Below are 26,150 nucleotides of genomic sequence, written 5' to 3'. Positions count from 1 at the left end.
ATCTACGAAGGCTTGTCAGTTGAACAGGAAGTTACTTTTGCTTTTTCTTGAGGGTTTCCGCTACGGCTTTTTGCAAGAGAGGCCCCATCACCTGATAGCCGGCTAGGGTAGGGTGCACGCCGTCGGTGGCGAGAGTAGAGTTGAGGCCTTGCTGGGCGTCGGCCATGGCGGCGTGGTAATCGAGGTAAGTGAACTGCTGCTGGCGGGCATAGGCTTTTATTTGCTCGTTGAGGGCCACAATCTTAGGTCCCGGACTCAAGCCTTTGCGCCAGGGAAACTCGGTGGCAGGCAGCACCGAGCACAGAATTACCCGCACCCCATTGGCCCGGGCCAGCTCCGCCATCGACATGATGTTATTGAGGGTGGCTTGCGGGTCGTAGGGGCCGGTGTTTTCGGCTACGTCATTGGTGCCGGCCAGAATGGCCACTACGGCAGGGCGCAGGTTCAATACATCCTGCCGAAAGCGTACCAGCATCTGGGGTGAAGTTTGCCCGCTGATGCCCCGCCCCACATAGTCATAGGTTTTGTCGGCGAAAAAAGTGGGGTCGGCTTTGGGCCAGGAATCGGTGATGGAGTTGCCGAGCAGCACCACGCGGGGCCGGTTGGCGGCGGGGGCGGGTAGCTGCTGATTGGCGGCGGCATAGCGGGCGAGTTTAGCCCAGTCGGTACGCAAAGGGTCTTCCTGCTTGGCTGGTGGTGTTTGTTGAGCTAGGAGCGGGGTGGTCAGAAAGCTCAAGGCCAACATCGGAACTAGGATCCACTTCATAAGAAGTTTACTTTAAAGAAGTGCGCATGGAGGGGCGTAAGGTAGGAAGACAGCGCAAGTTTCCTCTTATTCCGGCGGCTTGTCTGCTGCTTGAGCGCCCGACAGGGTTATCAGGGAAACTTCAATGCATAGCCACTCTGGGCAAGAAACACGCGGAAATCTTTGGTAGTCAGCATGGCAGCTACAGCCTGCTTTTTGTTGGGCGCTTTGGTGTAATACGCCTGGCAGATTTTATAGCCAACGTAGTAGCCAAGGTCACAGGGTTTTTCGGGCGTCTCCTGCTCGGAGTTGGCCAGCCAGTTCTTGGTATAGGTGCCGTTCATTTCCTGGCGGAAAGCAGTCCACAACTCCTGCTCGTGGGCGTTGCCGTACTCGTGCAAGCGGGCGTTATTACCAAGGAAGCCAGTAACCAGCTCAGTCACAAAATCGGCCATGCCTTCCCGAATAGCGGCCCCGAGCAAAGTGCCGTCGTTGGGCTGCTGCACGTTGTGCGTCATTTCGTGCGTCACCAAATTTGGCATGTTCGTTATCGGACCGCAGCGGTTACGTCGCACCAGGAGTAGCTCCAAGGTATCAACGCCAGGACCATTGGCAGTTTGGTGGCCTTTCTGGCATAGCCAATAGCAGCAGAGTTCAAGCAAACGAAAGTAGGGCTAAGCACAAGTATGGCAAGCCCTTTTCGGTGGTTCAAGCTACTTTCACTGGATTTTCGCCCTTACTGCTACCTGCGCACTGCTGGCTACTACATGCTGACCCGCATCCAAACCGCCCTTACCCAGCTCGAAGCCGCCCACGGCATCCGGATTCTCTACGCCTGCGAGTCGGGCAGTCGGGCCTGGGGCTTCCCCTCCCCGAACTCCGACTACGACGTGCGGTTCATCTACGCTCATCCCACCGACTGGTACCTAACGCTCGACGACGGCGCCGACACGCTCAACTTTCCGGTCGACGACGAGCTAGACTTGGCTGGTTGGGAGCTGCGCAAAGCACTGAAGCTGCTGCGCGGTTCTAATGCCGCGCTTTTCGAGTGGTTACAGTCGCCGGTGGTGTACGCAGAAGCAGCCGGATTTCAAGCCCAGCTTGCGCCGCACCTGACCAGTTGCTGGAACGCGCGGGCCGGGCTGAACCACTACACCGGGTTGATGCGGCGCGGGGTAGAAGACGATTTAGTTGCCGCAGATGTTCGCTTGAAGCGGCTCTTTTATGCCCTGCGCTCCTCACTGGCGGCCCGCTGGATTCAGCTGCAACCCACCGAGGTGCCGCCCATGGAATTCCGGCAGCTGCGGCAGGTCCTGCCGCCCGAGTTGAACGAGGTGGTAGACGAGTTGCTGGCCCGAAAGGCCACGGCCGACGAGAAAACCACTGTGCCTCGTCCGGCGCTGCTGGTCGATTTCTTGCAAGCGGAATACGAGGCCGCGCTGGCCGCCCACGCCACGCTGCCTATTGCTAGAGTGGCCGACCCTACGCCCGCGCTAGACGCCTTGTTCCGAACCTTGCTTCCAGCTTCTTCCTAAACCTTCCGCCGGCCTCTGCGAAACTTTGCCTCCGTTGCACAACTCAGCACCTGCGCCGAAAGCACAACCCATGACCATTTCCGACCTGCGCCAGCGCGGCCTTATTCTCTTCGAAGCCATTAGCGGCAGCCGCGCCTACGGCACCCATCTGCCTCACTCCGATACCGATTTGAAAGGCGTGTTTATTCTGCCAGAAGAAGAGTTTTATGGGCTCGATTACGTGCCGCAGGTAGCCAATGCCACCAACGACGAAGTGTTTTACGAGCTGCGCCGCTTCGTAGAGTTGCTACTCAAAAACAACCCCACCGTGCTGGAACTGCTCGGCACCCCGGCCGACTGCGTGGTATACCGCCACCCGTTGTTCGAGGCATTTCGAGCCGAAAATTTTCTGTCCAAGCTTTGTCGGCAGAGCTTCGCCGAGTATGCCGTAGCGCAGATTCGTAAAGCCAAAGGTTTGAACAAGAAAATCAACCATCCCGAGCCCCCAAGCCGGAAATCGGTGCTAGATTTCTGTTACGTGACCGTAGGCGCCGGCGCGCAGCCAGTGCAGCCGTGGCTAACCCGGCAGGGCCTCAGCGCCGCGCAGTGCGGCCTAGCCAATGTGCCCCACCTCACCGACCTCTACGCCTTATTCATCGACGAGGACCCTAACGGCCGCCACGGCTACCGGGGCCTCGTGCGCGACCCGGAAACTTCGCAGGACGTGCTGCTGTCGGCGGTGCCGAAAGGAGAGGAGCCGGTGGCGTATTTGAGTTTCAACCGCAACGGCTACAGCACCTACTGCCGGGTGTTTCGGGAGTACCACGAGTGGGTAGCCAAGCGCAATGCCGAGCGGTACCAGAACACTGTACAGCACGGCAAAAACTACGACGCCAAAAACATGCTGCACGTGTTCCGGCTCTTGCGCATGGCCGAGGAAATTGCCCTCACCAGCCAGCTCCAGGTCCGTCGCCCCGACCGGGAGTTTTTGCTAGCCATCCGCCGGGGCGAGTTCGAGTACGAGGAATTAGTGCAGCAAGCAGAAACCCTAGTAGAGCGGGTGGAAGCTGCCTTTGCCGCGTCCAGCCTGCCCGAAGCCCCCGACAAAGCCGCCACGGAGCTACTGCTGATCCAGACACGGCGGGCGTGGTACGGAGCTGCCAAATAGCAAAGGTCCTTCTCCGAGTGTGGGAGAAGGACCTTTTTGTAGCTGGAAGCTACCTGGGTGCTAGAGCCTGCTCAAATGCGGCTAGAGCGAGTAGGGGTGCGCTTGGTCTTGGCTTGGCTTCTCTTGTTGAAGTTGAACAGGCTACGATGGCCGCGTCTGCGGTGGCCTTTGTAAATTTTATAGCTGGGGCGGTGAGTGTACCGCTTGGCTTTCATTTTGGCGCGAGCATAGGCAGTAGGACGGCCCGCTTCGGCCGGGGTTGATTCTACACCACTTACAAGTAGCAGGGCAAAAAACAGCAGCAGAGTCCGGATCATAGGAAGTAGAGGTCAGGTGTGTGATGCTGTTATAAACTCAAGAGTGAGGCCAGAAATTGTGTATCAGCCAGAAAACTTTAAATAATTCTGTTTCGTCTTATTCTATGAAGCCAGCTCTTGCGCCTGATAGCCGTCGTTCCAAACAAAAATTTCTTATTAGGTCAATACTGGCGTAGCCATATCGAGAATGTAGCGGGCTTACCTACATAACGCCCGTGCGCAGCTTAAGCAAGTGGTACGCCGCCGAGTGCCGCCTGTTTTCAATATGAGGCTGTTCGCTGCTGTTATAGGGTGTGCTTGGTGTTGTCTTGAGCGTAGGAAGTGGCATAGAGGCACAGGCTTGCGTTATTTGGGCGCGTGTATCTGACGCTTGGTCTTACCTTGGGCGACCTTGTACTTTTGTGCCCTATGCCTTACTCTCTGCTGCTATTTGATTACGACGGTACCCTATGCGATTCGCGCCAGGCCATCAAGCACGCGATGCGCCGTACCTTTGAAATATTAGAGTACCCCGCACCTGATGAGAGCCTGATGGAAGAAGCGGTAGGGCGGGGATTGTTGCTGACCGAGATGCTACTTTGGCTGCACCCGCCTGGTACACCGCCGCTGCCAGCCATCTGGGTGGATACGTACCGCGCTATCTACAACTCCGAATCGGAGGCACTGGTGAACGTGTTTCCGGGAGCGGAGCAAGTCTTGACTACTGCTGCTGCTAGTGGTAAAGAGTCTATCGTTATCAGCAACAAAGGCTTACCGCTGCTAGAAACCTCGCTGAGCCGGCTAGGACTGCGCCAGTATTTCAGCCTGATTCTCGGTGATGCGCCCGGCCGGGTGTTGCCGCTCAAGCCTGACCCAGCCATGTTCACGCAAGTAATTCAGCCTCGGTTCCCCAACGTTAGTCTTGCCCACACGCTCATGATTGGTGATACAGCACCTGACCTGCGTTTCGCCCGCAACTGTGGCATTGCCTCCTGTTGGGCTAGCTATGGCTTCGGCCAGGAAGCCGACAATTTGCCGCTAGGTCCTACATATCGTATCAGTGCCTTGCCGGAACTGTTGCCTCTGCTCTAGTAAGGGTTGTTACCACTGGCTTCGTAATCAGGTGCTTCTTAACAGAAAATAGGTTGTAATTCAGCCTGGTGTGTATATAACCTATGGCAAGTAAAATGTCTGCTGCTTCAGAATTACAACTTCGTGCTGGATTGCTTGGGCTTGCCGTCGGCGACGCGTTGGGCGTGCCAGTGGAATTTCAAAGCCGCGCGGCCCGCCGCCTCGACCCGGTGGTGCATATGCGCGCTTACGGTACCCATAACCAACCCGTCGGCACTTGGTCCGATGATGCTTCCCTTACGTTCTGCCTGGCTGAGGCAATAGCCGATGGTTTCACAGTCGGTAAGGTGGCCGAGAACTGCTGCAGGTGGTACTACCACAACTTTTGGACACCCCATGGCAGTGTTTTCGATATCGGTATCACCACCCGTGAGGCCATTAATCGCCTAAAGGCTGACAATGACCTACTACTAGCTGGGGGTACCGACGAATACAGCAACGGCAATGGGGCTCTGATGCGTATTTTGCCGCTGGCTTTCTACCAAACAGATGCCCCGTTAACTGAGCGTTTCGCCCTGATTTCTGACGTATCGGCCATCACGCATGGACATGTGCGCTCGGCCATTGCTTGTTTTCTGTACATGGAAATGGCACGTTACCTGCTCGCGGGCCTGACACCAACTGCCGCTTACAGCCAACTCTGCCAAACGGTTCCGGCGCAACTTCAAGAATTAAGCCTACCACCTGCTGAAATCAAGCAGTTCGAGTATCTGCTTACCGGCCGGCTGGCTGATTTTCCAGTGCAAGTGATTCGTAGCGGCGGATACGTCATGCATACCCTAGAGGCGGCATTCTGGTGTCTGCTCCGCCATGATACCTTCGCCGAAACCGTGCTGGCCGCCGTCAACCTCGGCGACGATACCGACACGACTGGTGCCGTAGCCGGCGGTTTGGCTGGAATTTGCTACGGAGAGGCGGCTATTCCAGCCGAGTGGCTAGCCGTGCTGGTCCGCCGCTCCGAAATCGAAGACCTTGCCGCTCGCGTAGCTAATCAACCAAGCCGTTAAGAGCAAAGGGTAGGGCCGGCTGCATGTTGTCTGAGGCTTCTAAAGAAACAAAAGCTGCCAGAAGGTTATTAAAAGCAAAAGCCCCGACGAGTACATTACTCATCGGGGCTTTTTATTTCGCATTGCTGCGGTCCGGACGGGACTCGAACCCGCGACCTCCGCCGTGACAGGGCGGCATTCTAACCGACTGAACTACCGAACCAGTTCGCTTGCCTAAAAAGCCAGTTGCTTTTCGGTAAGGTGCTGCAAAGGTAGAGCGCGCGGCGACAATTCCCAACCCAACGGCAATAAAATCGGTAGTTAGAGGCTGCTGTGCACTCTTATGCCTGTTTATCAGGAAGAAAACTTTCTTCGGTAGCTCCCTCAATCAAGCGTGTGACGAGTGAGGTGCTTCGCTTACCTTTGCCTCCTTCCTGTTCTCACCACCAACCCGACGCATTCCTTCCCGGCCAATGCTCCTTGATTTCGAACAACCCATCGCTGCCCTCGAAGGCAAGCTCCGCGAAATGCAACAACTGGCTCTCGATAGCCAAGTAGACGTTTCGGACGCCGTAACGGCCCTTGAGGCCAAAATTAGAGCACTTAAGAAGGAAACATACGCCAACCTTACCCGGTGGCAGCGGGTGCAACTTTCGCGCCACCCGGAGCGGCCCTACACCCTCGATTACATCGAGGGAATGAGCGACAAGTTCGTGGAATTGCACGGCGACCGGACTGTGGCCGATGACAAGGCCATGGTAGGTGGTTTCGGTGAAATAAATGGCCGCTCCGTGATGTTTATCGGTCAGCAGAAAGGCCGTAACACCAAGCAGCGGCAGTTTCGCAACTTCGGTATGCCCAACCCGGAGGGCTACCGCAAGGCGCTGCGCCTGATGAAGCTGGCTGAAAAGTTCGGTAAGCCCATCGTCACGCTCATAGATACACCGGGGGCATTTCCGGGGCTGGAGGCCGAGGAGAGAGGGCAAGGCGAAGCCATTGCGCGTAATCTCAAGGAGATGTTTCTGCTAAAAGTGCCGGTCATCTGCGTCATCATCGGCGAAGGAGCTTCCGGAGGAGCCCTGGGCATTGCCATCGGTGACCGGGTGCTGATGTTGGAAAACACTTGGTATTCCGTGATTTCGCCGGAGTCGTGTTCCAGCATTCTGTGGCGCTCCTGGGATTACAAAGAGCAGGCAGCTGAGGCCCTCAAACTTACCGCTACCGACATGCTGGGCGCCAAACTGGTGGATGGCATTGTGAAGGAGCCGCTAGGTGGTGCGCACACCGACCCCGCCAAAATGATTCAGGCCCTCAAGAAAACCATTCTTAAAACCCTCGACGAACTGGAAGCGCTGCCCCACGAGGAACGTATCAGCCAGCGGATCGACAAGTTCTCGGCCATGGGCGTGGTACTGGAGTAGAATGGTTGCCTGGCATCCTTACCTGTCCTCCAGCCTCAGTTCATGGCGTACTTAATCACTCAATCAGCAACCGATGCATCTTCACACGCTCGATACAGGACTGTTTAAGCTAGACGGCGGCGCTATGTTTGGCGTGGTTCCTAAGAGCATGTGGCAGAAGCTCAATCCCGCCGACGACAACAACATGTGCACGTGGGCCATGCGCTGCCTGCTCGTAGAAGACGGCAATCGGCTGGTCCTCGTCGATAATGGTATTGGCGACAAGCAGGACCAGAAGTTTCGGGGGCACTTTTACTTGCACGGCGACGATACGTTGGAGAAATCCTTGCGTCAGCGCGGCTTTACGGCCTCTGACATCACCGACGTATTTCTGACCCACCTGCACTTCGACCATTGTGGTGGTTCTGTGGTACGGACCCCCGACGACAAGTTGCAACTTGCCTTCCCGAATGCCACGTATTGGAGCAACCAGGCGCACTGGGATTGCGCCGTAACGCCTAATCCGCGTGAAAAAGCGAGCTTTCTGAAGGAGAATATCTTGCCCATTCAGGAGAGTGGCCATCTGAAGTTTGTGAATCCGACAGCAGGCGTGCCGGACGAATTGCCTGCCTTCCAGGAAATCATCTTCGCCGATGGCCACACTGAGAAGATGATGCTGCCCATGATCCGCTATAAAGAGCGCACAGTAGTATTCATGGCTGATTTGCTGCCGAGTACTGGCCACGTGCCCTTACCCTACGTAATGGCCTACGATATGCGCCCCTTGGTGACGATGACAGAGAAAGAGCAAGTGCTGCGCCGGGCCGCCGACGAAAACTGGGTGCTGGTGCTCGAACACGACCCGAGCGTGGAATGCTGCACTGTGCAACACACCGACAAAGGAATTCGGGTGGCCGAGACGCTGCGCTTATCGGACCTGTAAGCTGTAGCGCGTTTTCGGTTTCTGTAACGATTTTTTCACGGTTCTGAAGTGCTTTAGTTCTAGTGTTCGACCCAACTAAACAGGAGCAATCAGCAACTACCCACTCCTTGGGGCTGGCTTTGTCGGGCGGAGGGGCGCGGGGGATAGCGCATTTGGGTGTGCTGGCTGCGCTAGACAAGTTGGAACTACCCTTGGCCCAGTTATCGGGGGTATCGTCGGGAGCTATTGCGGCTGCGTTTTATGCGGCTGGCTTTGCGCCTCGCGAGATTCTGCGGCTGTTCACCAGCGTCAATTTCACCCGCCTCACCCGCCTCTCGCTCAGCCGCTACGGCTTACTTCGCCTCGACGCCGTGCAGGTGTTATTGGCGCAGCACTTGGGCGCGGAGTGCACCTTTGCCGATCTGCACCGCCCTCTGACGCTGGTAGCCACTGACCTGACCGAGGGTGTTTCCGTTTATTTCTCAGCGGGCCTGCTGATTCCGCCGCTGCTGGCTTCTTCTGCCGTGCCTATTCTGTACCGGCCAGTTGAGTTTGAAGGTCGGCAACTGGTAGACGGCGGATTGCTCAACAACTTGCCCGTGGAGCCTCTGCTAGGCAAAGGCCTGCGCGTGATAGGCGTCAATTGCAACCCCACCAACCGGGCGGCGCGCGTTACCACGTTCCGGACGCTGGTGGAGCGCACTCTCAACCTGGCCATTAACGCCAACACCACGCTCAACAAGCAGCAGTGCGATTTGCTGCTGGAACCACCAGAACTGCGCCTGTATCGTACACTCGACTACCGGTTGGGGCAGGAGTTGTTCGATATCGGCTATCAGCATACCATGGCGCAGGCCACAGCCCTAACGGCGCTGCTTCAGGGAAGCTCTACCAGCGAGCCGGGTGACTCGCTTTAGCAATTCAAGCATTTACTTCTAGCTTTACTTCCGGCCTGAACCCACACAGGCCCTTATTTTCTGCATGGCTGCGCGCAAAACCTCTACGTTCTGGTACTACATCGCTAAAGCAATTTTCTGGGTAGCTGGCTGGAAGCTCAACGGCGTAGTGCCGCCCACCATCAAGAAGAGCATGATGATTGCCGCTCCTCACACCAGCAACTGGGACTTTATTATGGCCCGTGCGGCCTTTTTCCTCATGGACGTGGACGTGCGGCTGACCATCAAAAAAGAGTGGACTACAATTCCGCTTCTCGGTGGCCTGGTGCGCTCCTTAGGCGGGCTGGCCGTGGACCGGAGCAAAAACAACAGCCTAGTAGACGGCATGGTTCAGCTGTTCGATGAGCGCGACGAACTGGTAATCCTTATCACTCCGGAAGGAACCCGGGCCTACCAGCCTCGTTGGCGCAAAGGGTTCTATTTTGCTGCGTTGGGCGCCGGGGTGCCTATTCTGTTGGGCTTTCTCGATTACAAGAAAAAGGAAGCGGGGGTTGGTCCGGCTATTTACCCCACCGGCGACTACGAAGCTGATCTAGAAAAAATCAAAGCTTTTTATCGTACTAAGTCGGGCCGCTTTCCAGAGAAAGGCGTTCGTTAAGTGGAAGCAGGCCCAACTGGAAGGCAACCTGTTTAGGTACTCAAGCGTGCACTCGTTAACCTTAGCGTTTTGGTATGGAAAAGCTGCAAACACTACTCTGGATTCTGCTGGGCGTTGGCGTATTTGTGTGGCGCATGATCCAAAAAGCCCGTGAGGCTATGGCCCGTGAGCAACGCGAACGGCCGAAGTCTACGGGCAAAGTGCCCCCGCTGCCTACCGCTTCTTTTCAGGAAATGCTCAAGCAGATGCAGGCCCAAAACACCGCTGGTAATCCAGCCACGGCGTCCGCGCCGGCCGTTCCTGCCAATAAGCAAACCACCCCAGCCGGCCGACCGCTCCCCCAGGAAAAAGTGCCGGTTCCTCGGAGCCTAGAGCAAACCACAGTGATACCAAAGTCCTTGGAGAAGTCCAGAGAAGCCCGCTCGTTGGAAGTTCCGCTGCATGAAGCCAGGCGAGCCGCCGCTTTGCCCCGCGCCAATACGCAGCACGGCCAGGAGGATTATTGGAGTCGCACACAAACTCGCCGCAAAGAGCAGCCATCCAGCAGTTTAGCCGACCGGCTACGGAATCCGGCCGATTTACGAGCCGCTTTTGTGCTGGGTGAGATTTTGCAGCGCAGGTTTTAAGCGTTGTCAGAACTGTTCAGACGCAAACTGCGCCCAACGTCAGGTCAACTTGACCTAACGTTGGGCGCAGTTTGTTGAAGGCCTAAGCAACAGCACCGATTGGTGTGTTAGTCTTGCGTTAAGGCATACGTAACGAGGTTGGCCCCCATACGCAAAGCGGCATCGTGGGTAGCGGGTGTGTCTTCGGGATAGGTGCCGAGGTCTTCCCAGCCGTTGCCTAAGTCGCACTCATAGCTGTAGAAGCACACCAATCGTCCTTTGTAGAGCAACCCGAAACCTTGCGGGCGCTTGGCGTCGTGCTCATGCACTTTAGGTAATCCCTTCGGGAACTGGAACTTCTGATGATAGATCGGGTGGGAGAAAGGAAGCTCCACAAAGTCTAGCTCGGGAAACACCTTCTTCATTTCAGGCCGGATGAATTTATCGAGGCCGTAATTGTCGTCGATGTGCAGAAAGCCCCCGCCAATAAGGTAGCGCCGCAGGTTTTTTGCCTCGCCTTCGGTGAAAGCCACGTTGCCGTGGCCCGTCATGTGCACGAACGGGTATGTCAGCAACTCCGGTGAATCCAGCTCCACGGTAGCCTCGTCGGGCGCGATGTTGGTGTGCAACGTCTGGTTGCAGTAGCGAATCAGGTTGGGCAACGAGGTTTTGTTGGCGTACCAGTCGCCGCCGCCGCCGTAGTGCAGCTTGGCTATGCGGAAGCTAGGAGCTAGCGGCGCGGCAGCCGTAAGACAAAACAGAAGCAGAAAAGTCAGCAGGTTTTTCAGCATAAGATATTCAACCCAGAACAGGCGTATTAGCAAACAAAGTAATAGATAACCGAGAAAGTTCAGGCTTGTAGTATCGGTTCAAGTTGTTTGTCTATTATTGTCGAGCCTGATGTGTGCTCCAAGGCGCGTAGGCATCTGGTGGGTTGCTGCGGTTCCCCTCATTTCTTGCTGATCGATAAACCACTTACTCCGTCACGATACCCTATCCATCCTTTATGGTAACCGGCAAAGATCTAATAGCGCTGGGGTTGAAGCCCGGTAAGCGGTTCAAGGAAGTTCTTGAGCATATCAATGCCCACCATCTGGAAGGCGACGCCCTGTTGGCCTACCTCGATACCATGAGGCCTGCGCCAGAACTGCCCTTGCTGAACGAGCCAGTGCCTTTTCATGAGAATATTCGGGCCGACACGGCGGTGGAGCAAGCCAACATCGACTACGTGAGGCAGTCGATGCAGCAACTGATGCGTACGCCAACGGTGGTGGCCGGCGCCATCATGCCTGACGCCTGCCCAGCTGGACCTTTGGGCACTATTCCGGTCGGCGGCATTGTGGTTACCCGTAATGCCATTCACCCCGGCATGCACAGCGCCGATATATGCTGCTCCGTGATGCTAACCAATCTGGGCAAGGTGAACCCTAAAAGCGTGCTCGACACTGCGCAGCAAATCACGCATTTCGGTCCTGGTGGCCGCTCGCCCGAGCGGCAGTTTGGGTTGCCCGCAGAAATAGAGGCAGAGTTTCACACCAATCCATTCCTCAACTCGTTGCGCAGCCTCAACTTCGCCCGCGAGCATCTAGGCACGCAAGGTGATGGCAACCACTTTCTTTACGTTGGGATTTCGCGTGCTACCGGCGACACAGTATTGGTGACTCATCACGGCTCCCGAGGCGTAGGCGCCGCGCTCTACACGCAAGGCATGAAAGTAGCCGAACGATTCCGCCAGGTGCTTTCGCCGGAAACCAACCCGCACAACGCTTGGATTCCCAGCGAGTCAGAAGAAGGCGCGCAGTACTGGGCGGCGCTGCAAACTGTTCGGAAATGGACCAAACAAAATCACCTATGTCTGCACGAGGCCATTAGTAGAGAACTTGGGGCTGCAGTGCAGCAGCGCTACTGGAACGAGCATAATTTCGTGTTTCGCGACGGTGACTTGTACTACCACGCCAAGGGAGCCACGCCGCTCGACCCGAAGTTTATGCCCGACATCACGGGGCCACGCATCATTCCGCTGAATATGGCCCAACCTATTCTGATTGTGGAAGGCACCACCACCGGCACCAACCTAGGCTTCGCGCCCCACGGGGCCGGCCGAAACCTGAGCCGCACCCGCCACAAATACAGCAAGCTTGGCCAAACCAAAGAAGACCTCTTTGCCGAGGAAACCCAGGGTATTGACGCTCGGTTTTACTTCAATCAAATTGATATTTCCGAGTTGCCTAGCGCCTACAAGGATGCTAGCGACGTCAAGCAGCAGATTACGGATTTCAACTTGGCTACCACCATCGACGAGATTCAGCCCTACGGCTGCATCATGGCCGGCGATTGGGAGCAAGATGCGCCCTGGCGTAAAAAGAAGCTAGCCAAGGAAGCTGCTCGTTTAGCGGCCGCCGATTCCCAGGCCGATGGCTCGGCGCTGCAGGCGGAATAACGGCATCGGCAAGTGCAGTTACTTATTCTCGCACGACATGCACGGTGTGGACGGCGGCCAGCGCGGCGGTTTCAGTGCGCAACCGTGAGGCTCCGAGCGTAACCGGGCGAATACCACGGGCAAAGGCGGCTTCAATTTCTTGTGGGGTAAAGTCGCCCTCCGGGCCAATAAGAACGCAGCAGCCACTGGCAGCGGCAGCTACGCGAGCCAGTGGCGTCCGCTCTCCCTCTTCTAAATGCGCAATAAACGTAGTGTCGCCGGCCACAGTGGGTAAAAACGCCGCGAAGTCCGCCAGCTCATCCATTTCTGGCAGCCACGCCTGACCTGATTGCTTGAGGGCGCTAACCGCAATTTTGTGCAGGCGGTCCAGCTTGAGCTCACGCCGCTCGGAACGGGCACAGCGCAGAAACGATAACCTGTCGACCCCTATCTCAGTAGCCTTTTCCACCAGCCACTCCATCCGGTCGAGGTTTTTGGTGGGGGCCACGGCTACGTGCACAAAGTAGGAACGGCGCGGCACCTGTTGTCCCTCAACCACGCGCAACCGGCAGCGCTTCGCATCGGCGGCCTCCACTTCGGCCCGAAAGACGCCGCCGCGGCCATTTACCAACTCTACAGTCTCGCCTGTGGTTAGGCGCAGCACCCGCACTGCGTGTTTGCTTTCGTCTTCAGGTAGCGTGTAGGTGGTGCCCGCTAGGTCGGGAGCATAGAAAGTGTGCGGCATAAGGCAAAGATAGAGGGATGCGCAGTTGAAACAGAAAACCCTGCCAGCCAGAGCCAGCAGGGCTTGCGTAGCCAGAAAGAGCAGCTAGGCTGCTGGCTTGCTTACGGCGCTACCACTTACTTGAGGGTTTCGTTTAGAATAGCTGCTAAGCGTACGCCGGCCTGCTCGATGCGCAGTTTCATCAGCTCGGCGTGAGCAGGATAGTACTTGTAGTCGACGTCACCGTTGGCGGGGGCATCTCCATATATCTTCTCGCTGGCCTGATATGACTCCCACAGCCACTGCTCTGGCGCGTCTTTCTGCCAAGCCTTCACTTGCTGGCCGCGCAGGTGGTGCTCGTACTGGCCCGCTATTTCGGTGTAGGTAAGCCCTTGATAGTCAAGTAGGCCACTATCCCAGAGGCTGTGCAGGTTGGTGTCCTTGCCGCGGTACTTCAGCTTGATATCATTGCCGCCTTTGTCCTCGGCATGGCCCGCGTGCAGGGGCTGATGCACATCGCCCACGATATGAACCACAAACTTGAGAGCTGCCAAACGTTCCGGCTGCGTCTTCTTGGAGTCCTTCAAAATTCCCAGCTGCGTTATCAGCGCACTGTAAGCGTTAGGCTCTGTTTGGGCTTTGAGTTGCTGCACGTATTGGTCGTGGTTCAGGCCAGATGCCGTGTTCACGTAGTGCCAAGGAGCCGTTTCTTTGAATTCCGGGTAGTAGCGAATTTCGTCGGGCCACGTGCTAACCAGTGGCAGGGTTTCAGTGCCCAACAGCTTCTGAATTTCCTTTTTAGTACGACGGGACAGGTGATTCTCGGCAATTTTGCCAATGGCGCGGTGCCCGTCTACTCCCCAGGCCCATAAGTGGAGAGGAGTGAGCAACAGCAGTACAACTGGCAGGAAGCGCTTGCGCATGAATACAGAAGAGTAAAGGGTACATTGAAGCCGCAAAATTAGCCCATAAAACCCAACTTTGGGCGGGTTGTCTTACTCTTGCTCATCTACCCTCAACGGCAAGCAATAGGTATGTTCCTATGACTAGTGCAGACTACAGTTCACATTTGCTTTGGATGCGAGCAAATGCCAAATGACAGCGGAAAAGAAATTCAAACTGATGCCACAGTATATCCTGCCTTGCGTCAATGGTTTATTGCAGTGGGCCATAAACTAGACAACAGCTACTACAACGAAAAAGCCCCGCGGGCTTAATACCAACGGGGCTTTCACTATGAGCGGCTATCTACTTTATACGCTAGCAACCAGTTCTGCCTTGGGAGCACCCGCCAATATTTCAGCGTTTGCGAAATCTGCGTACTTCTTGAAATTCTCAACAAACTTGGTAGCTAAGTCAGCGGCGGTTCTATCATAGCCCTCTTTGTCAGCCCACGTGTCACGTGGATCGAGAATATGGTCGGGAACGTTGGGCACATAAGCAGGTACCGACACACCGAAAATAGGGTGGGTGCTGAATTCCACGTTAGTTAATTCCCCGTCGAGCGCTGCCGTAATCATGGCCCGCGTGTAGCTTAGTTTCATGCGAGAACCCACGCCGTAGGAACCACCTGTCCAGCCGGTGTTTATCAGCCACACATTCACATCCGGGTTCTCATCCATTTTCTTGCCGAGCATTTCGGCGTATTTGGTTGGGTGCAGAGGCAGGAACACGGCCCCAAAACACGCCGAGAATGTGGTTTGCGGCTCCGTAATGCCCATTTCGGTGCCCGCTACTTTGGCCGTGTAGCCCGACATGAAATGATACATGGCGTGGCTCTTGTCTAGGCGGCTGATAGGAGGGAGCACCCCGAAGGCATCGGCTGTCAAGAAGAAAATATTCTTGGGGGCATCGGCTACCGAGGGCTCAATGGCATTCGGGATGAAATGAATAGGGTAAGCCGTACGAGTGTTTTCCGTCACCGATTTGTTGGCGTAGTCGACGGTAGTGGTGCCAGGAATGAAGCGAGTGTTTTCTACAATAGCACCAGCGCGAATGGCATTCCATATTTCCGGCTCTTTCTCCGCGCTCAGGTCGATAACCTTGGCGTAGCAGCCACCCTCAAAGTTGAATATGCCGGCATCTGGTGTCCAGCCGTGCTCATCGTCGCCTACAAGGCCCCGGTTAGGGTCGGCGGAAAGCGTGGTTTTTCCGGTGCCGGAGAGGCCGAAGAAAATAGCGGTGTCGCCGTCTCTACCCACATTGGCCGAGCAGTGCATGGGTAGCGTGTGCATCTGGTGCGGAAGGAGATAATTGAGTACTCCGAAAATGCCCTTCTTCATTTCACCGGCGTAGCCCGTGCCACCCAGCAAAATCATCTTCTTCGAGAAGTTGATGATGGCAAAGTTTTTCTGCCGCGTGCCATCTACCGCCGGATCGGCCTCAAAACCAGGAGCACAGATAATAGAGAAATCCGGCGTCCAACTGGTGTCTGCGCCGGGCTCAGGGCGCAAGAACATGTTGTAGCAGAATAAGTTGTGCCAAGCTAGCTCGTTCACCACGCGCAACTTGAGCTGGTAATCGGGGTTGGCGCCAGCATAGGCTTCACGAACGTAAAGCTCCTTGTCGGCCAGGTACGCCACCATCTTTTGGTGCAGCTGATCGAATTTCTCAGCGTCGAAGGGGATGTTGATGTCGCCCCACCACACACTGTCGGCCGTGTTGGCATCTCGAACAATAAACCGGTCTTTGGGCGAACGGCCCGTAAACGTGCCGGTGTCGGCCATTAAAGCTCCAGTATCAGTCAGGACACCTTCCTGCCGATGTAGTGCTTGTTGCACCAGTTCATCGGGCGTAAGGTTGAGGTGTATTTGAGTGACTTCCGTGAAACCCAAGGGTCGTAGGCGAGTGAGGACAGTGGCGGCGGAATTCGTCATACTGGGCGGGAACAGGGTGGGGGGTTTTAGAGGTAGATGGGGAATCTGACAACAAAAATATAGGAAAAACACGAGCCGCAAACGTTTCCGGAGAAATTACTAGCGAATTTTCGCTGGTTTTACCTTGCTAAACTAACGCGTGTTCGTAAACAAAGTTTTGTAGCTTTACCAACTACCGTCTGGTTGCAGCCAGCAGCCTTTTCCCTCACTCACCTCATTCTTCTTCATGCAAACTACCTCCGCTGTGCGGGAGCAACCTAACACGCAGCAGGGCCACCCCCCTGGACTTTATCTGCTTTTCTTCACGGAAATGTGGGAGCGGTTCAGCTACTACGGTATGCGGGGCCTTCTCATGCTTTACCTGTCAAAAACTGCTTTAGAAGGTGGCCTGGGCATTAATGCCGCTAGTGCTTCTCTGATTTATGGCTACTTTACTGGCTTCGTATACCTGACGCCCATTATTGGTGGTTGGCTTGCCGACAAGTACATCGGCCAACGCAGAGCTATCCTTATAGGTGGTCTGACGATGGCCGTTGGGCAGTTCTTTTTGTTTATGCAGCCGAGCCTGTCAACTCAAGGCGTCTTTTTTGGGTTGCCTTGGCCAACATTGCTAGGCTTGTTGCTGCTAATTCTGGGGAATGGCTTTTTTAAGCCTAATATCTCAACGATTGTAGGCAAGCTGTACGAACAAGGCGACCCTCGCCGCGACGCAGCCTTCACAATCTTCTACATGGGCATCAACACGGGGGCCTTTCTAGCGCCTCTGGTATGCGGCTACTTTGCGGAGGACTTGTTTGCCACCAAAACCGTGGTAAATGGCATAGAGCAGGTGGCAAGCTATGGCTTCCGCTACGGCTTTCTTGCTGCTGGTATCGGCATGTTGCTCGGCCAGTTAGCATTTAACTTGTTGGGAACGCGCTTTTTGGGAGACACGGGTATGTATCCAGAAGGTCGCAACGAAGACAAAACTATAACCAAGGCCCCACTCACAAAGGAGGAGACGGACCGTATGGCTGTAATCTTCATTATTACGCTGTTTGTGGTGTTCTTCTGGGCCGGTTTCGAGCAAGCGGGTTCTTCTCTGACCTTGTACACAGACAAATTTATCGACCGTGAGGTAGGGGGCTTCTTGATTCCAACTTCGTGGTTTCAGTCGGTCAACGCAGGATTCATTGTATTGCTAGGCGCGCCAGTCGCGGCGCTTTGGGTATATCTGGGCCGTCGTGGCCGAGACTTGAGCATTCCTGTGAAAATGGGCCTGGGAATGGTGCTGCTAGGAGTAGGCTTCCTATTTATGGTAGGTGCAGTGATGCAACGGGGCGGTGATATTGCCGACCAGACCATCAAAGCCAGTATCTGGTGGCTACTCGCAACGTATTTCTTCCACACAGTAGGGGAGTTGTGCTTGTCTCCAGTGGGCCTTTCCATGGTGTCGCGCCTGTCACCTGCGGCTCTTACCTCCATGCTAATGGGTGTGTGGTTTCTTGCTCCCTTTGTGGCGCAGATTGCCGGGGGCTACATTGCTGCCTACGTTGAAGAGCTAGGCGCCTTGAAAGTGTTTGGCTTGATTGCCGGCTTCGTTATTCTAGCCGGGTTGATTCTTATTGCCATTGCTAAGAAGCTCTTCCACATGATGCACGGGCGGGGGTAAGTCCTTGTCTGTTATTCCTGCTCATCGTGTGCAGACGAAACAGTACATCGTAAGCTGTTTCTTTCTGAATACTTAAGCTGAGTACGTTGCCACTAAGCATAAAAAAGCCCCACTGGAATCTTTCCAGTGGGGCTTTTTAGTATCTGAGCTAAGTCAGACGGTGATGTCTTACATCATGCCGCCCATGCCACCCATGCCGCCTGGAGCACCGCCATGGCTATGCTCTTTCTCGGCTTCTGGCTCATCGGAAATCACACACTCAGTGGTTAGGAGCAAACCAGCAATAGAAGCGGCATTCTCCAAGGCCAAGCGCGTTACCTTAGTGGGGTCGAGGATACCGGCCGCCATCAGGTTTTCGTACTTGTCTTCGCGGGCGTTGTAACCGTAGTCACCTTTGCCTTCGCGCACTTTCTGCACTACTACTGAGCCTTCGCCACCGGCGTTGCCCACGATAGTGCGAAGCGGTGCTTCGAGAGCCGTGCGGATGATGTTCACACCAGTGCGCTCGTCGAGGTTGAGGGTGTTTACACCTTCGAGGGCGTCGAGGGCGCGCACCAATGCAACACCACCACCTGGTACTACACCTTCCTCAACGGCGGCGCGAGTAGCATGCAGGGCATCGTCAACACGGTCTTTCTTCTCTTTCATTTCCACTTCGGTAGAAGCACCGATGTAGAGGATAGCTACACCGCCCGACAGCTTGGCGAGACGCTCTTGCAACTTCTCCTTGTCGTAGTCCGAAGTAGTGGTTTCGATTTGAGCTTTAATCTGGTTGATACGGCTGGTGATGCCGTCTTTGTCACCTTTGCCATTGACAATCGTGGTGTTGTCTTTGTCAATGATGATCTTCTCAGCCGTACCCAAGTAGTCGAGGGTAGCGCTATCGAGCTTGTAGCCACGCTCTTCGGAAATAACCGTACCGCCCGTCAGGACCGCAATGTCTTCCAGCATCGCCTTCCGACGGTCGCCGAAGCCAGGGGCTTTTACAGCAGCAATCTTCAACGAGCCGCGGAGCTTGTTTACTACCAAGGTAGCAAGTGCTTCGCCGTCAACGTCTTCCGATACAATAACGAGGGGCTTGCCAGTCTGAACAACTTGCTCCAACACAGGCAGCAACTCCTTCATGGTGCTCACCTTCTTGTCGTAGATCAGGATGTAAGGCGAGTCGAGCTCGACTTCCATCTTCTCTGGATTGGTAACGAAGTAAGGAGACAAGTAGCCACGGTCGAACTGCATGCCTTCCACCGTTTTCACTTCGGTTTCAGTACCACGCGCTTCTTCTACCGTGATAACGCCTTCCTTGCCTACTTTGTCCATGGCATCGGCAATCATCTGGCCGATTTCCATGTCGTTGTTGGCCGAAATAGCACCTACTTGGGCGATTTCCGAAGAGTTTTCAATTTTCTTCGACTGGGTCTTCAGGTTGGCAACTACAGCTTGTACAGCTTTGTCGATGCCGCGCTTCAGGTCCATCGGGTTGGCACCAGCAGCTACGTTCTTGGAACCAGCAGCATAGATAGCCTGCGCCAGAACAGTAGCGGTAGTAGTACCGTCACCTGCCTGATCAGCGGTTTTGGAAGCTACTTCCTTCACCAACTGGGCACCCATGTTCTCGATTGGGTCGCTCAATTCAATTTCTTTGGCTACCGTCACACCGTCTTTGGTGATGGTTGGGGCGCCGAATTTCTTGTCGATAACCACGTTGCGGCCTTTCGGGCCGAGGGTTACTTTCACGGCGTTAGCCAGTTTGTCTACGCCACGCTTCAGCTTGTCACGGCCGTCGGTATCGAATTGGATGTTCTTAGCCATCTTAAGTTCGGATGTTTGAAATCAGGGGAGAAAGGAATGGGGCTTAGATTACGGCGAAAATATCCGACTCCCGCATAATGAGGTAGTCTTGGCCGTCGATGGTGATTTCGGTGCCGGCATACTTGCCGTAGAGCACTTGGTCGCCAACTTTTACTTGAGGCTGGATGGTGGTGCCGCTATCGGCCACTTTGCCTTCGCCTACGGCTACTACTTCGCCGCGCTGTGGCTTCTCCTTGGCCGTATCGGGGATAATAATACCCGACTTGGTTTTCTCCTCGGCGGCGGCAGGCGCGATAATTACGCGGTCAGCCAGCGGTTTCATGCTAAGCGACATATTGTACGTTTTGGTTGAAAGGTTTACTTGAAACAAGGTGGTGTCCGCCTCCCCTCACTTCCTATGCCAGCCCGGCGAAACCTGACAGAATGAACACTAAAAAGGCGCATTGCGTCAGGATTATGTACAAAGCCTGCCAGACCTGACAGGGCGGCTGCGCCTCGTTATAGTAACAAGCTCGCTTGCATACTAGCACAGCCAGCACCAAAAGGGCATAAAAAAAGAGCTTCCCTTCTGGAAAGCTCTCTCCTAAGAAATACAGATGGGAGTACTACTGTGCTGGTGGAGGACTAGCCGGAGCCGATGCAGGCTGCTGACCGGCCGGGGCTGCCGCGCCACCGGGTGCTGCTGCTCCAGGAATAGCGGGTGCAGGCGCAGCTGGCAAACGAGTTTCGAGAGCTTTGCGCTGGTTTACGCTTCGTACCGGGCCGGTGCCGGCTGAGGTGCCATTGAGTACATGCGTGCCGAGCGTCAGAACCATCAAGCCGATAGCGAAGCCCCACGTGAGGCGCTCTAGCAAGTCGCCCGTGCGTTTCACGCCCATCAGGTTTGCAGCACCACCCGAACCAAACTGGCTCGACAATCCACCGCCCTTGGGGTTCTGAGCCAGTACTACAACGGCCAGCAAGAAACACACGATAAGAATGATAACAATGAGCGTAATGTACATCTATTCGAGAGTTTTCAGTTGTTGAATTTGGTCGGCAAAGTACGCGCTTTTTTCCGGCTGACGCACCATTAGCTGTTCATATATTTCGATAGCCCGGTCCTTTTTGCCTTGTTTTACCAATATTTTGGCGAGGCTTTCAGAGGCTAAAGCTGGTTGCGCGTGCGTGCTTCGAGCCGCCAAATCGGTCTGCTCATTTACGAGCGGCAATACTCCTGGCGACTTGAGGCGGGGCTGTACCTTCAGGAATCGGTTAATAAGATCGAAGGTCGATGGCGCTGCCGGCGCAGGCTGAAGCTTGCTGACACTAACCGCGTGTTCATGCAAGAGCGCATCGGGCGGAAAGAAACTGGTTGCGGGCAGAGGAAGCGTCAGTTCATCGTCTTGCAGCTGAAGGGCATACCCAAAGCGGCTGCCCCCTTCCAACAAAGCGTACCCCAGATCAATGTCTGCCCGGAAAGGTGGGGCCAACGCCGTGGCTGCCAGCGGAGCTTCTTGGTTTGGAGTGGTGCTAGTATCTTCTTCCTCGAGTCCCGGCAACTGATACAAAATGGGAACGGGGAGTTTGCTGGGTTCTGTTAGCCCGAACTCGAAACGTGAAGAGCCCACTTCAGCTGGTGGGCGGATAGGGGGGGCAACTGCTGGCAAGGCTTCTTCCGAGTCGATAGCCGGAGCAGCCTCAACTTCCAATTCGGAATGAACAGGCTGCTTTACTGCAATAGCAAGTGCTTCTTCATTGGCAGTGGGTTCCGTAGCGAAATCTTCGCTATCCGACTCGTTTGGCGCAGCTAGTTCTACCTCTTCTACTTGCTCATCTGCAGCCAGAACCGCTGGGGCCTCTGTTGCTTCAGAGGGATAGAGTGGCGTGGTAAACTCCTGAGGCTCCAACTGCTCTACTGGCTCTACCAAGCTTTCAGCTGCAGTGGGAGTGACTGGAAGGGACTCTAACGCCAACTCTTGGTTTTCCTCGATGGGTAACTCCGCATTTGTCGGCTCAGATGCAGGAATAGTGGATTCGGGCAGCGAATCAAGAGGGGTAGCCACTGGTACAACCTCTTCTTCCGCCATTGTTTCCACTTCTTCCTGAGGCTCCAACGGCTGGACGTCTTCTGTTACCAGCGACTGAAAAAAAGCGGTGGAACTACCTGCACCGGAGGCGGAAGCCGGCAAACTAGCTTCTGCGGGCAATTCCTTGGGAGCCGATAACTCGACGGTGGCAGGGGCTGGTTGCTCTAACAGTTGCCGTAGCAGTTGGCGGTCGGCAGCGTAGGTGGCTGCTCGTCGCAGACGCTGGCTGGCTAGCATGCTGCCCTGGTCGTGGGCTGCTTTCGCGAGCAGTATGTGGGCCGTCTGGCAGTAAGGAAAAGCCGCTGCCAACTGCTCTAGCTCCCGAATTTCAGTTTCTGAAATACTGCCCACGTGGTTGAGAATATGCAACAGCGACGCGCGGGTCATAGAATAGAAGCCTGAGTGGGTTGACAAGTAAGTTGTTGACGGCTAGCGTGCAATCAACAAGTGAGAAACGTAGCGGCCGCTGGCTGCTACGTTTCAATCGGCAAGGATACGGTAATTAAACCATTCAGCCGACAACTCACCAGTTGGCTACCGACTTGTTGAATACGTCTGTGATGATTCGTTGCGTGACCCGGCGCACAGCAGCGGGGTCGTTGTTGATGCTGGCAATATCCTGCGTGGCCGGAAAGTCTTCGGGCTGCTGGAAGGTCTGCTCGAAATCCTGGGTAGGGTCCTTGGTGTTAGTGAATTTCACGCGTACTTGAATGGTCAGGCGGTTTACACCGGCCTGGTCGCGGCCGTCCTGCTGCTGGATAGCCGCGGGTGCATAATCGAATGCAATTATCTCACCTTCAAACTGTAAGTCTCCGTCCCGAGGCACCTGCTTGATGGACGTATTGCGCTGGAAGTAGTCTTTGAAGTCTTCGGTGAAGCGTTGCGACAAAGAAGAAGGACCATTGTTGGATGTATTCTGGAAGGTGGAGATAGAAATGCTCTTCACAGAAGGGTCGATGTTGGTGCCGCTAAAAGAATAGACGGAGCAGCCAGTCAGTGCCAGCAGGAATACCAACGAAAAGCTCAACATCCAACTGCTTAGGCTCTTTGGGCCACTACGCTTGTTCCAGGTCATACTGCTTGAGTTTGCGATACAGGGTGCGTTCGGAAATACCCAGGTCGTGGGCGGCGTATTTGCGCTTGTTGTGGTGTTTTTTCAGCGCCTTCATAATCATCTCTTTCTCTTTCGCCTCTAGCGAGAGAGTTTCCTCTTCGGTTTCGTGCGGAATATCTTCTACCCGCTGCACATCTTCCTCGTAGTCAGTGGTATCATCCACTGAATTGGGCGTGAGGATATATTCTGTCGCTCCTCCATCAGCAGAAGGCTGCCGTAAGGGCCGTGGACCGCCATCGTAGGGGGCTGGAGTTAAGTTGGTAAACAGGTGGCTGTTTTGGCGCAGCATTTCCTGCGTTTCCTGGGGGCGCTGACCAGTAGCCATATCCAGCACCAGCTTCTTGAGGTCCGTCATGTCGCGGCGCATATCGAAGAGCACCTTGTACAGCAAGTCACGCTCAGAGTACGTGTTGCCGGCCCCATCGGTGGCTGCGCCGGCCGCGTGCAAAAGCATGGGTAAGCGGCTGCTTTGGTCGGCGGGTAGGTACTGGCGCAGACGACGCGCGTCCACCTCCCGGTCGGTTTCCAGCACCGACATTTGCTCGGCCACGTTCTTAAGTTGCCGAATATTGCCGGGGAAGCGGAAGCGCTGTAAATCCTGCACAGCATCCGGCGTCAACGACACTGGTTTTACCCGATAACGGTCAGCAAAATCAGTAGCAAACTTTCTGAATAATAGATAGATGTCGTCGCCCCGCTCACGTAGTGGTGGAACTATGATAGGCACTGTATTCAGGCGGTAGTACAGGTCTTCACGAAAGCGGCCTTCGCGCACGGCATCCAGCAAATTTACGTTGGTAGCTGCTACTACACGCACGTCAGTTTTCTGCACTTTGCTGGACCCAACTCGAATAAACTCACCGTTTTCCAGCACCCGTAGCAAACGTGCCTGTGTGCCTAGCGGCATCTCCCCAATTTCGTCAAGGAAGATGGTGCCACCGTTGGTTACCTCGAAGTAGCCTTTGCGTGCTTCCTGGGCACCCGTAAACGAGCCTTTCTCGTGTCCGAACAGTTCCGAGTCAATGGTTCCTTCAGGGATGGCACCGCAGTTAATGGCAATGAACTGACCGTGCTTGCGGGGGGAAAGCGCATGAATGATTTTAGAAAATGACTCCTTACCGGAGCCACTCTCACCAGTAATCAGCACCGTCATATCGGTAGGCGCCACTTGGGTTGCCACCTGAATGGCGTAGTTCAGTGTTGGCGCGTTGCCAATGATGCCGAACCGTTGTTTTATGCTTTGTATTTCTGAAGGTGTCAAGGTCGGAAGTGGGTTTTCGTGGGGAAGACGAAAATTGCGGTGATTTATTTTATCCGCACTGGCTAAACGGCATGGCATGCCCGGTTAGAATAGGCAAACGTGTCGGGCCACTCAAGTAATAGCCAAACATAATAGCTGCATGTGCCTTGCCAGAAGAGCAAAGTTCTTATATAGAATGCTCATCGTAACCGGCAGTTCCTTCAAGCTTCAACGTTTCTGAAGGGTTTGGATCGTAAAAACTAGCGACAAACGGACTATGCGGTCTGTTTCTCGAGTGTCTCTTTGGTGCAATAGCCTTCCGTTACGCCTGGCAATGCCAGCACCCGTTCGGTTGTTGGGACGCAATGTTCTTTAGCTCAATAACGCAGGTACCGCTATACAGCCTCGCCTAGCAATGTACTAGCCGAACCGCTGTGCACCAGTACATCCACATAATCGCCTTTCTGGTAGTGCTTTTTTGGGAAAATAACCACTTGGTTCTGGCTGTTGCGGCCGCTGAGGTGTTCCTGGCTGCGCTTCGAGAAGTTCTCAACCAATACACGGTGCACCTTGCCAATAGCCAACTGGTTGCGTAGGCGGCTGTGTTGCTGCTGCAAGTCGATAACTTCCTGTAGGCGCCGCTTCTTTACCAGCAGTGGCACGTCATCTTCCAGCTTCCGGGCGGCCAGCGTGCCGGGGCGCTCCGAATAGAAGAACATGTAGGCCATATCGTACTTCACGAACTCCATAAGGCTCAGCGTATCCCGATGCTCTTCCTCGGTTTCCGAGCAGAAGCCCGAAATCATGTCAGTGGAAATAGCGCACTCTTCGCCCAAAATTCGGCGGATGGCATGCACCCGCTCTTCGTACCATGCCCGGTCGTAGGTGCGGTTCATGAGGGCCAACACCCGTGAGTTGCCACTTTGGGCTGGAAGGTGGATGTACTTGCAGATGTTGTCGTGGCGCGCCATGGTATGCAACACCTCGTCGGTTATGTCTTTGGGGTGCGAGGTGGAGAAGCGGACTCGCAGGGCTGGGCTAACCAACGCTACGCGCTCCAACAGTTGCGCAAAGTTGACGTGCTCGTTACCATCTTCTGAAGCCCACTTATAGGAGTCTACGTTCTGGCCAAGTAGCGTAACCTCTTTATAGCCAGCTGCTACCAAGTCCTGCGCTTCCCGGATGATGCTATGGGCATCGCGGCTGCGCTCCCGGCCCCGTGTGAAGGGGACCACGCAGAAGGAGCACATGTTGTCGCAGCCGCGCATGATGCTGATGAAGGCCGTGATGCCGTTGGAGTTCAGGCGTACCGGCGTGATATCGGCATAGGTTTCTTCGCGGCTTAGCAGCACGTTTACGGCTTTCTGCCCACCATCCACCTGCTGAATAAGCTGCGGCAGATCGCGGTAGGCATCGGGGCCAACCACCAAGTCCACTAACTTCTCTTCTTCTAGGAATTTGCTTTTCAGGCGCTCCGCCATGCACCCTAATACGCCCACAAGTAGACCAGGATTGCGCTTTTTGTGGCCGTTTATCTGCGAGAGGCGCATCCGTACGGTCTGCTCGGCTTTCTCGCGGATAGAGCACGTGTTGAGGAGCACCAAATCAGCACCTTCCAGCTGCTCGGTGGTGTCGAAGCCCTCGTTGAAAAGGATGCTGGACACAATTTCGGAGTCGGAAAAATTCATTTGGCATCCGTAGCTCTCAATGTAGAGCTTGCGTTTGCGGCCAGTTTCGGTGGCCGGGCTCACCCGCACCGCGCCCGACGGGCTATCCGCGTGCGTAATAGCGTCAGGGGTGGGAGTAGGCAGGGTATCGAGGAAATCTAGGGTAATCAGCGGTTGAGACATGGTGTTCGTCGCGGCGTCAGCTTCACGTTCGGGAGAACCGCAAAGGTAGCTGTTTTGGGGTGAAAATGACAGAATGG

General features: G+C 55.1%; 25 protein-coding genes and 1 tRNA gene. 11 read left to right on the top strand and 15 right to left on the bottom strand.

What is annotated here, in order from left to right; genetic code table 11:
• Positions 1-31: 31 nt before the first annotated feature.
• On the bottom strand, positions 32-766 hold the full coding sequence (locus MTX78_RS12480) for an SGNH/GDSL hydrolase family protein (RefSeq protein WP_243794516.1): 735 nt from the start codon (positions 764-766) through the stop codon (positions 32-34).
• Positions 767-876: 110 nt separating this feature from the next.
• Complete coding sequence (locus tag MTX78_RS12475) at positions 877-1,287, bottom strand: DUF2268 domain-containing putative Zn-dependent protease (protein WP_243794514.1); 411 nt, start codon at positions 1,285-1,287, stop codon at positions 877-879.
• Between the two features lie 144 nt (positions 1,288-1,431).
• Here MTX78_RS12475 and MTX78_RS12470 point away from each other — a divergent pair, with 144 nt between their 5' ends.
• Entirely contained in the window at positions 1,432-2,280 is an 849-nt protein-coding gene (locus MTX78_RS12470) for a nucleotidyltransferase domain-containing protein (protein ID WP_243794512.1), read from the top strand.
• A 70-nt stretch (positions 2,281-2,350) separates the two neighbouring features.
• Entirely contained in the window at positions 2,351-3,427 is a 1,077-nt protein-coding gene (locus MTX78_RS12465; RefSeq protein WP_243794504.1) for a nucleotidyltransferase domain-containing protein, read from the top strand.
• A 71-nt stretch (positions 3,428-3,498) separates the two neighbouring features.
• Here MTX78_RS12465 and MTX78_RS12460 read toward each other — a convergent pair whose 3' ends face one another.
• The gene (locus MTX78_RS12460) at positions 3,499-3,744 is read right to left on the bottom strand and encodes a hypothetical protein (protein ID WP_243794495.1); all 246 of its coding nucleotides are present in this window, start codon (positions 3,742-3,744) and stop codon (positions 3,499-3,501) included.
• A gap of 408 nt (positions 3,745-4,152) precedes the next feature.
• On the opposite strand from MTX78_RS12460, the gene MTX78_RS12455 reads away from it, so the two are divergent.
• Both MTX78_RS12455 and MTX78_RS12450 read left to right on the top strand, forming a co-directional pair.
• Positions 4,153-4,815: an HAD family hydrolase gene (locus MTX78_RS12455; RefSeq protein ID WP_243794488.1), complete on the top strand. Its 663-nt coding sequence runs from the start codon at positions 4,153-4,155 to the stop codon at positions 4,813-4,815.
• Positions 4,816-4,910: 95 nt separating this feature from the next.
• Complete coding sequence (locus MTX78_RS12450) at positions 4,911-5,861, top strand: ADP-ribosylglycohydrolase family protein (protein WP_243794480.1); 951 nt, start codon at positions 4,911-4,913, stop codon at positions 5,859-5,861.
• Between the two features lie 128 nt (positions 5,862-5,989).
• On the opposite strand, the gene MTX78_RS12445 is transcribed toward MTX78_RS12450, so the two are convergent.
• Positions 5,990-6,063 (bottom strand) — tRNA-Asp (locus MTX78_RS12445).
• 250 nt (positions 6,064-6,313) lie between these two features.
• Between MTX78_RS12445 and MTX78_RS12440 the strand changes: the two genes are divergently transcribed.
• From MTX78_RS12440 to MTX78_RS12420, 5 genes are all read left to right on the top strand, one after another.
• Positions 6,314-7,261, top strand: a complete 948-nt coding sequence (locus tag MTX78_RS12440) for an acetyl-CoA carboxylase carboxyltransferase subunit alpha (protein WP_243794477.1) — start codon at positions 6,314-6,316, stop codon at positions 7,259-7,261.
• Positions 7,262-7,334: 73 nt separating this feature from the next.
• Positions 7,335-8,183, top strand: a complete 849-nt coding sequence (locus MTX78_RS12435; RefSeq protein WP_243794470.1) for an MBL fold metallo-hydrolase — start codon at positions 7,335-7,337, stop codon at positions 8,181-8,183.
• Between the two features lie 62 nt (positions 8,184-8,245).
• Complete coding sequence (locus tag MTX78_RS12430; RefSeq protein WP_243794468.1) at positions 8,246-9,079, top strand: patatin-like phospholipase family protein; 834 nt, start codon at positions 8,246-8,248, stop codon at positions 9,077-9,079.
• Positions 9,080-9,143: 64 nt separating this feature from the next.
• A complete protein-coding gene (locus tag MTX78_RS12425) occupies positions 9,144-9,716 on the top strand; it encodes a 1-acyl-sn-glycerol-3-phosphate acyltransferase (protein WP_243794467.1) in 573 nt (190 codons plus the stop codon).
• A 74-nt stretch (positions 9,717-9,790) separates the two neighbouring features.
• Positions 9,791-10,342 carry a hypothetical protein gene (locus MTX78_RS12420; RefSeq protein ID WP_243794464.1) on the top strand — a complete coding sequence of 184 codons (552 nt, stop codon included), beginning with the start codon at positions 9,791-9,793 and terminating at the stop codon, positions 10,340-10,342.
• Positions 10,343-10,449: 107 nt separating this feature from the next.
• Here the strand turns inward: MTX78_RS12420 and MTX78_RS12415 are convergent, their stop codons facing one another.
• Positions 10,450-11,112, bottom strand: coding sequence for a DUF4159 domain-containing protein (locus tag MTX78_RS12415; RefSeq protein ID WP_243794463.1), 663 nt, complete (start codon positions 11,110-11,112; stop codon positions 10,450-10,452).
• A 215-nt stretch (positions 11,113-11,327) separates the two neighbouring features.
• Between MTX78_RS12415 and MTX78_RS12410 the strand changes: the two genes are divergently transcribed.
• A complete protein-coding gene (locus MTX78_RS12410; RefSeq protein ID WP_243794460.1) occupies positions 11,328-12,761 on the top strand; it encodes an RtcB family protein in 1,434 nt (477 codons plus the stop codon).
• 22 nt (positions 12,762-12,783) lie between these two features.
• Here MTX78_RS12410 and MTX78_RS12405 read toward each other — a convergent pair whose 3' ends face one another.
• The 3 genes from MTX78_RS12405 to pckA all read right to left on the bottom strand — a co-directional run bounded on the left by MTX78_RS12405 (position 12,784) and on the right by pckA (position 16,340).
• Entirely contained in the window at positions 12,784-13,485 is a 702-nt protein-coding gene (locus tag MTX78_RS12405; protein WP_243794458.1) for a 16S rRNA (uracil(1498)-N(3))-methyltransferase, read from the bottom strand.
• A 116-nt stretch (positions 13,486-13,601) separates the two neighbouring features.
• The gene (locus MTX78_RS12400) at positions 13,602-14,387 is read right to left on the bottom strand and encodes a S1/P1 nuclease (protein ID WP_243794450.1); all 786 of its coding nucleotides are present in this window, start codon (positions 14,385-14,387) and stop codon (positions 13,602-13,604) included.
• 330 nt (positions 14,388-14,717) lie between these two features.
• Positions 14,718-16,340, bottom strand: coding sequence for a phosphoenolpyruvate carboxykinase (ATP) (gene pckA / locus MTX78_RS12395; RefSeq protein WP_243794448.1), 1,623 nt, complete (start codon positions 16,338-16,340; stop codon positions 14,718-14,720).
• Between the two features lie 226 nt (positions 16,341-16,566).
• On the opposite strand from pckA, the gene MTX78_RS12390 reads away from it, so the two are divergent.
• On the top strand, positions 16,567-17,991 hold the full coding sequence (locus MTX78_RS12390; RefSeq protein WP_243794446.1) for a peptide MFS transporter: 1,425 nt from the start codon (positions 16,567-16,569) through the stop codon (positions 17,989-17,991).
• Positions 17,992-18,159: 168 nt separating this feature from the next.
• Here MTX78_RS12390 and groL read toward each other — a convergent pair whose 3' ends face one another.
• The 7 genes from groL to miaB all read right to left on the bottom strand — a co-directional run bounded on the left by groL (position 18,160) and on the right by miaB (position 26,073).
• Positions 18,160-19,800: a chaperonin GroEL gene (gene groL / locus MTX78_RS12385; RefSeq protein ID WP_243794445.1), complete on the bottom strand. Its 1,641-nt coding sequence runs from the start codon at positions 19,798-19,800 to the stop codon at positions 18,160-18,162.
• 43 nt (positions 19,801-19,843) lie between these two features.
• Positions 19,844-20,134 (bottom strand): co-chaperone GroES, encoded by a 291-nt coding sequence (gene groES, locus MTX78_RS12380; protein WP_206983612.1) that lies wholly within the window; start codon positions 20,132-20,134, stop codon positions 19,844-19,846.
• A 271-nt stretch (positions 20,135-20,405) separates the two neighbouring features.
• The gene (gene secG / locus MTX78_RS12375; RefSeq protein ID WP_243794442.1) at positions 20,406-20,804 is read right to left on the bottom strand and encodes a preprotein translocase subunit SecG; all 399 of its coding nucleotides are present in this window, start codon (positions 20,802-20,804) and stop codon (positions 20,406-20,408) included.
• The gene (locus MTX78_RS12370; RefSeq protein ID WP_243794440.1) at positions 20,805-22,256 is read right to left on the bottom strand and encodes a hypothetical protein; all 1,452 of its coding nucleotides are present in this window, start codon (positions 22,254-22,256) and stop codon (positions 20,805-20,807) included.
• 136 nt (positions 22,257-22,392) lie between these two features.
• Complete coding sequence (locus MTX78_RS12365) at positions 22,393-22,944, bottom strand: LptE family protein (protein WP_243794438.1); 552 nt, start codon at positions 22,942-22,944, stop codon at positions 22,393-22,395.
• The gene (locus MTX78_RS12360; RefSeq protein ID WP_243794431.1) at positions 22,925-24,244 is read right to left on the bottom strand and encodes a sigma-54 interaction domain-containing protein; all 1,320 of its coding nucleotides are present in this window, start codon (positions 24,242-24,244) and stop codon (positions 22,925-22,927) included. Before MTX78_RS12360 ends, MTX78_RS12365 begins: the two co-directional genes overlap by 20 nt.
• A gap of 374 nt (positions 24,245-24,618) precedes the next feature.
• Complete coding sequence (miaB, locus tag MTX78_RS12355; protein WP_243794424.1) at positions 24,619-26,073, bottom strand: tRNA (N6-isopentenyl adenosine(37)-C2)-methylthiotransferase MiaB; 1,455 nt, start codon at positions 26,071-26,073, stop codon at positions 24,619-24,621.
• Positions 26,074-26,150 lie beyond the last annotated feature (77 nt).

Source organism: Hymenobacter tibetensis (assembly GCF_022827545.1).
In the GTDB taxonomy this organism is placed as follows: domain Bacteria; phylum Bacteroidota; class Bacteroidia; order Cytophagales; family Hymenobacteraceae; genus Hymenobacter; species Hymenobacter tibetensis.
The sequence above is the reverse complement of the archived record's forward strand: the minus strand, read 5'-3'. Positions and strand labels throughout refer to the sequence as shown.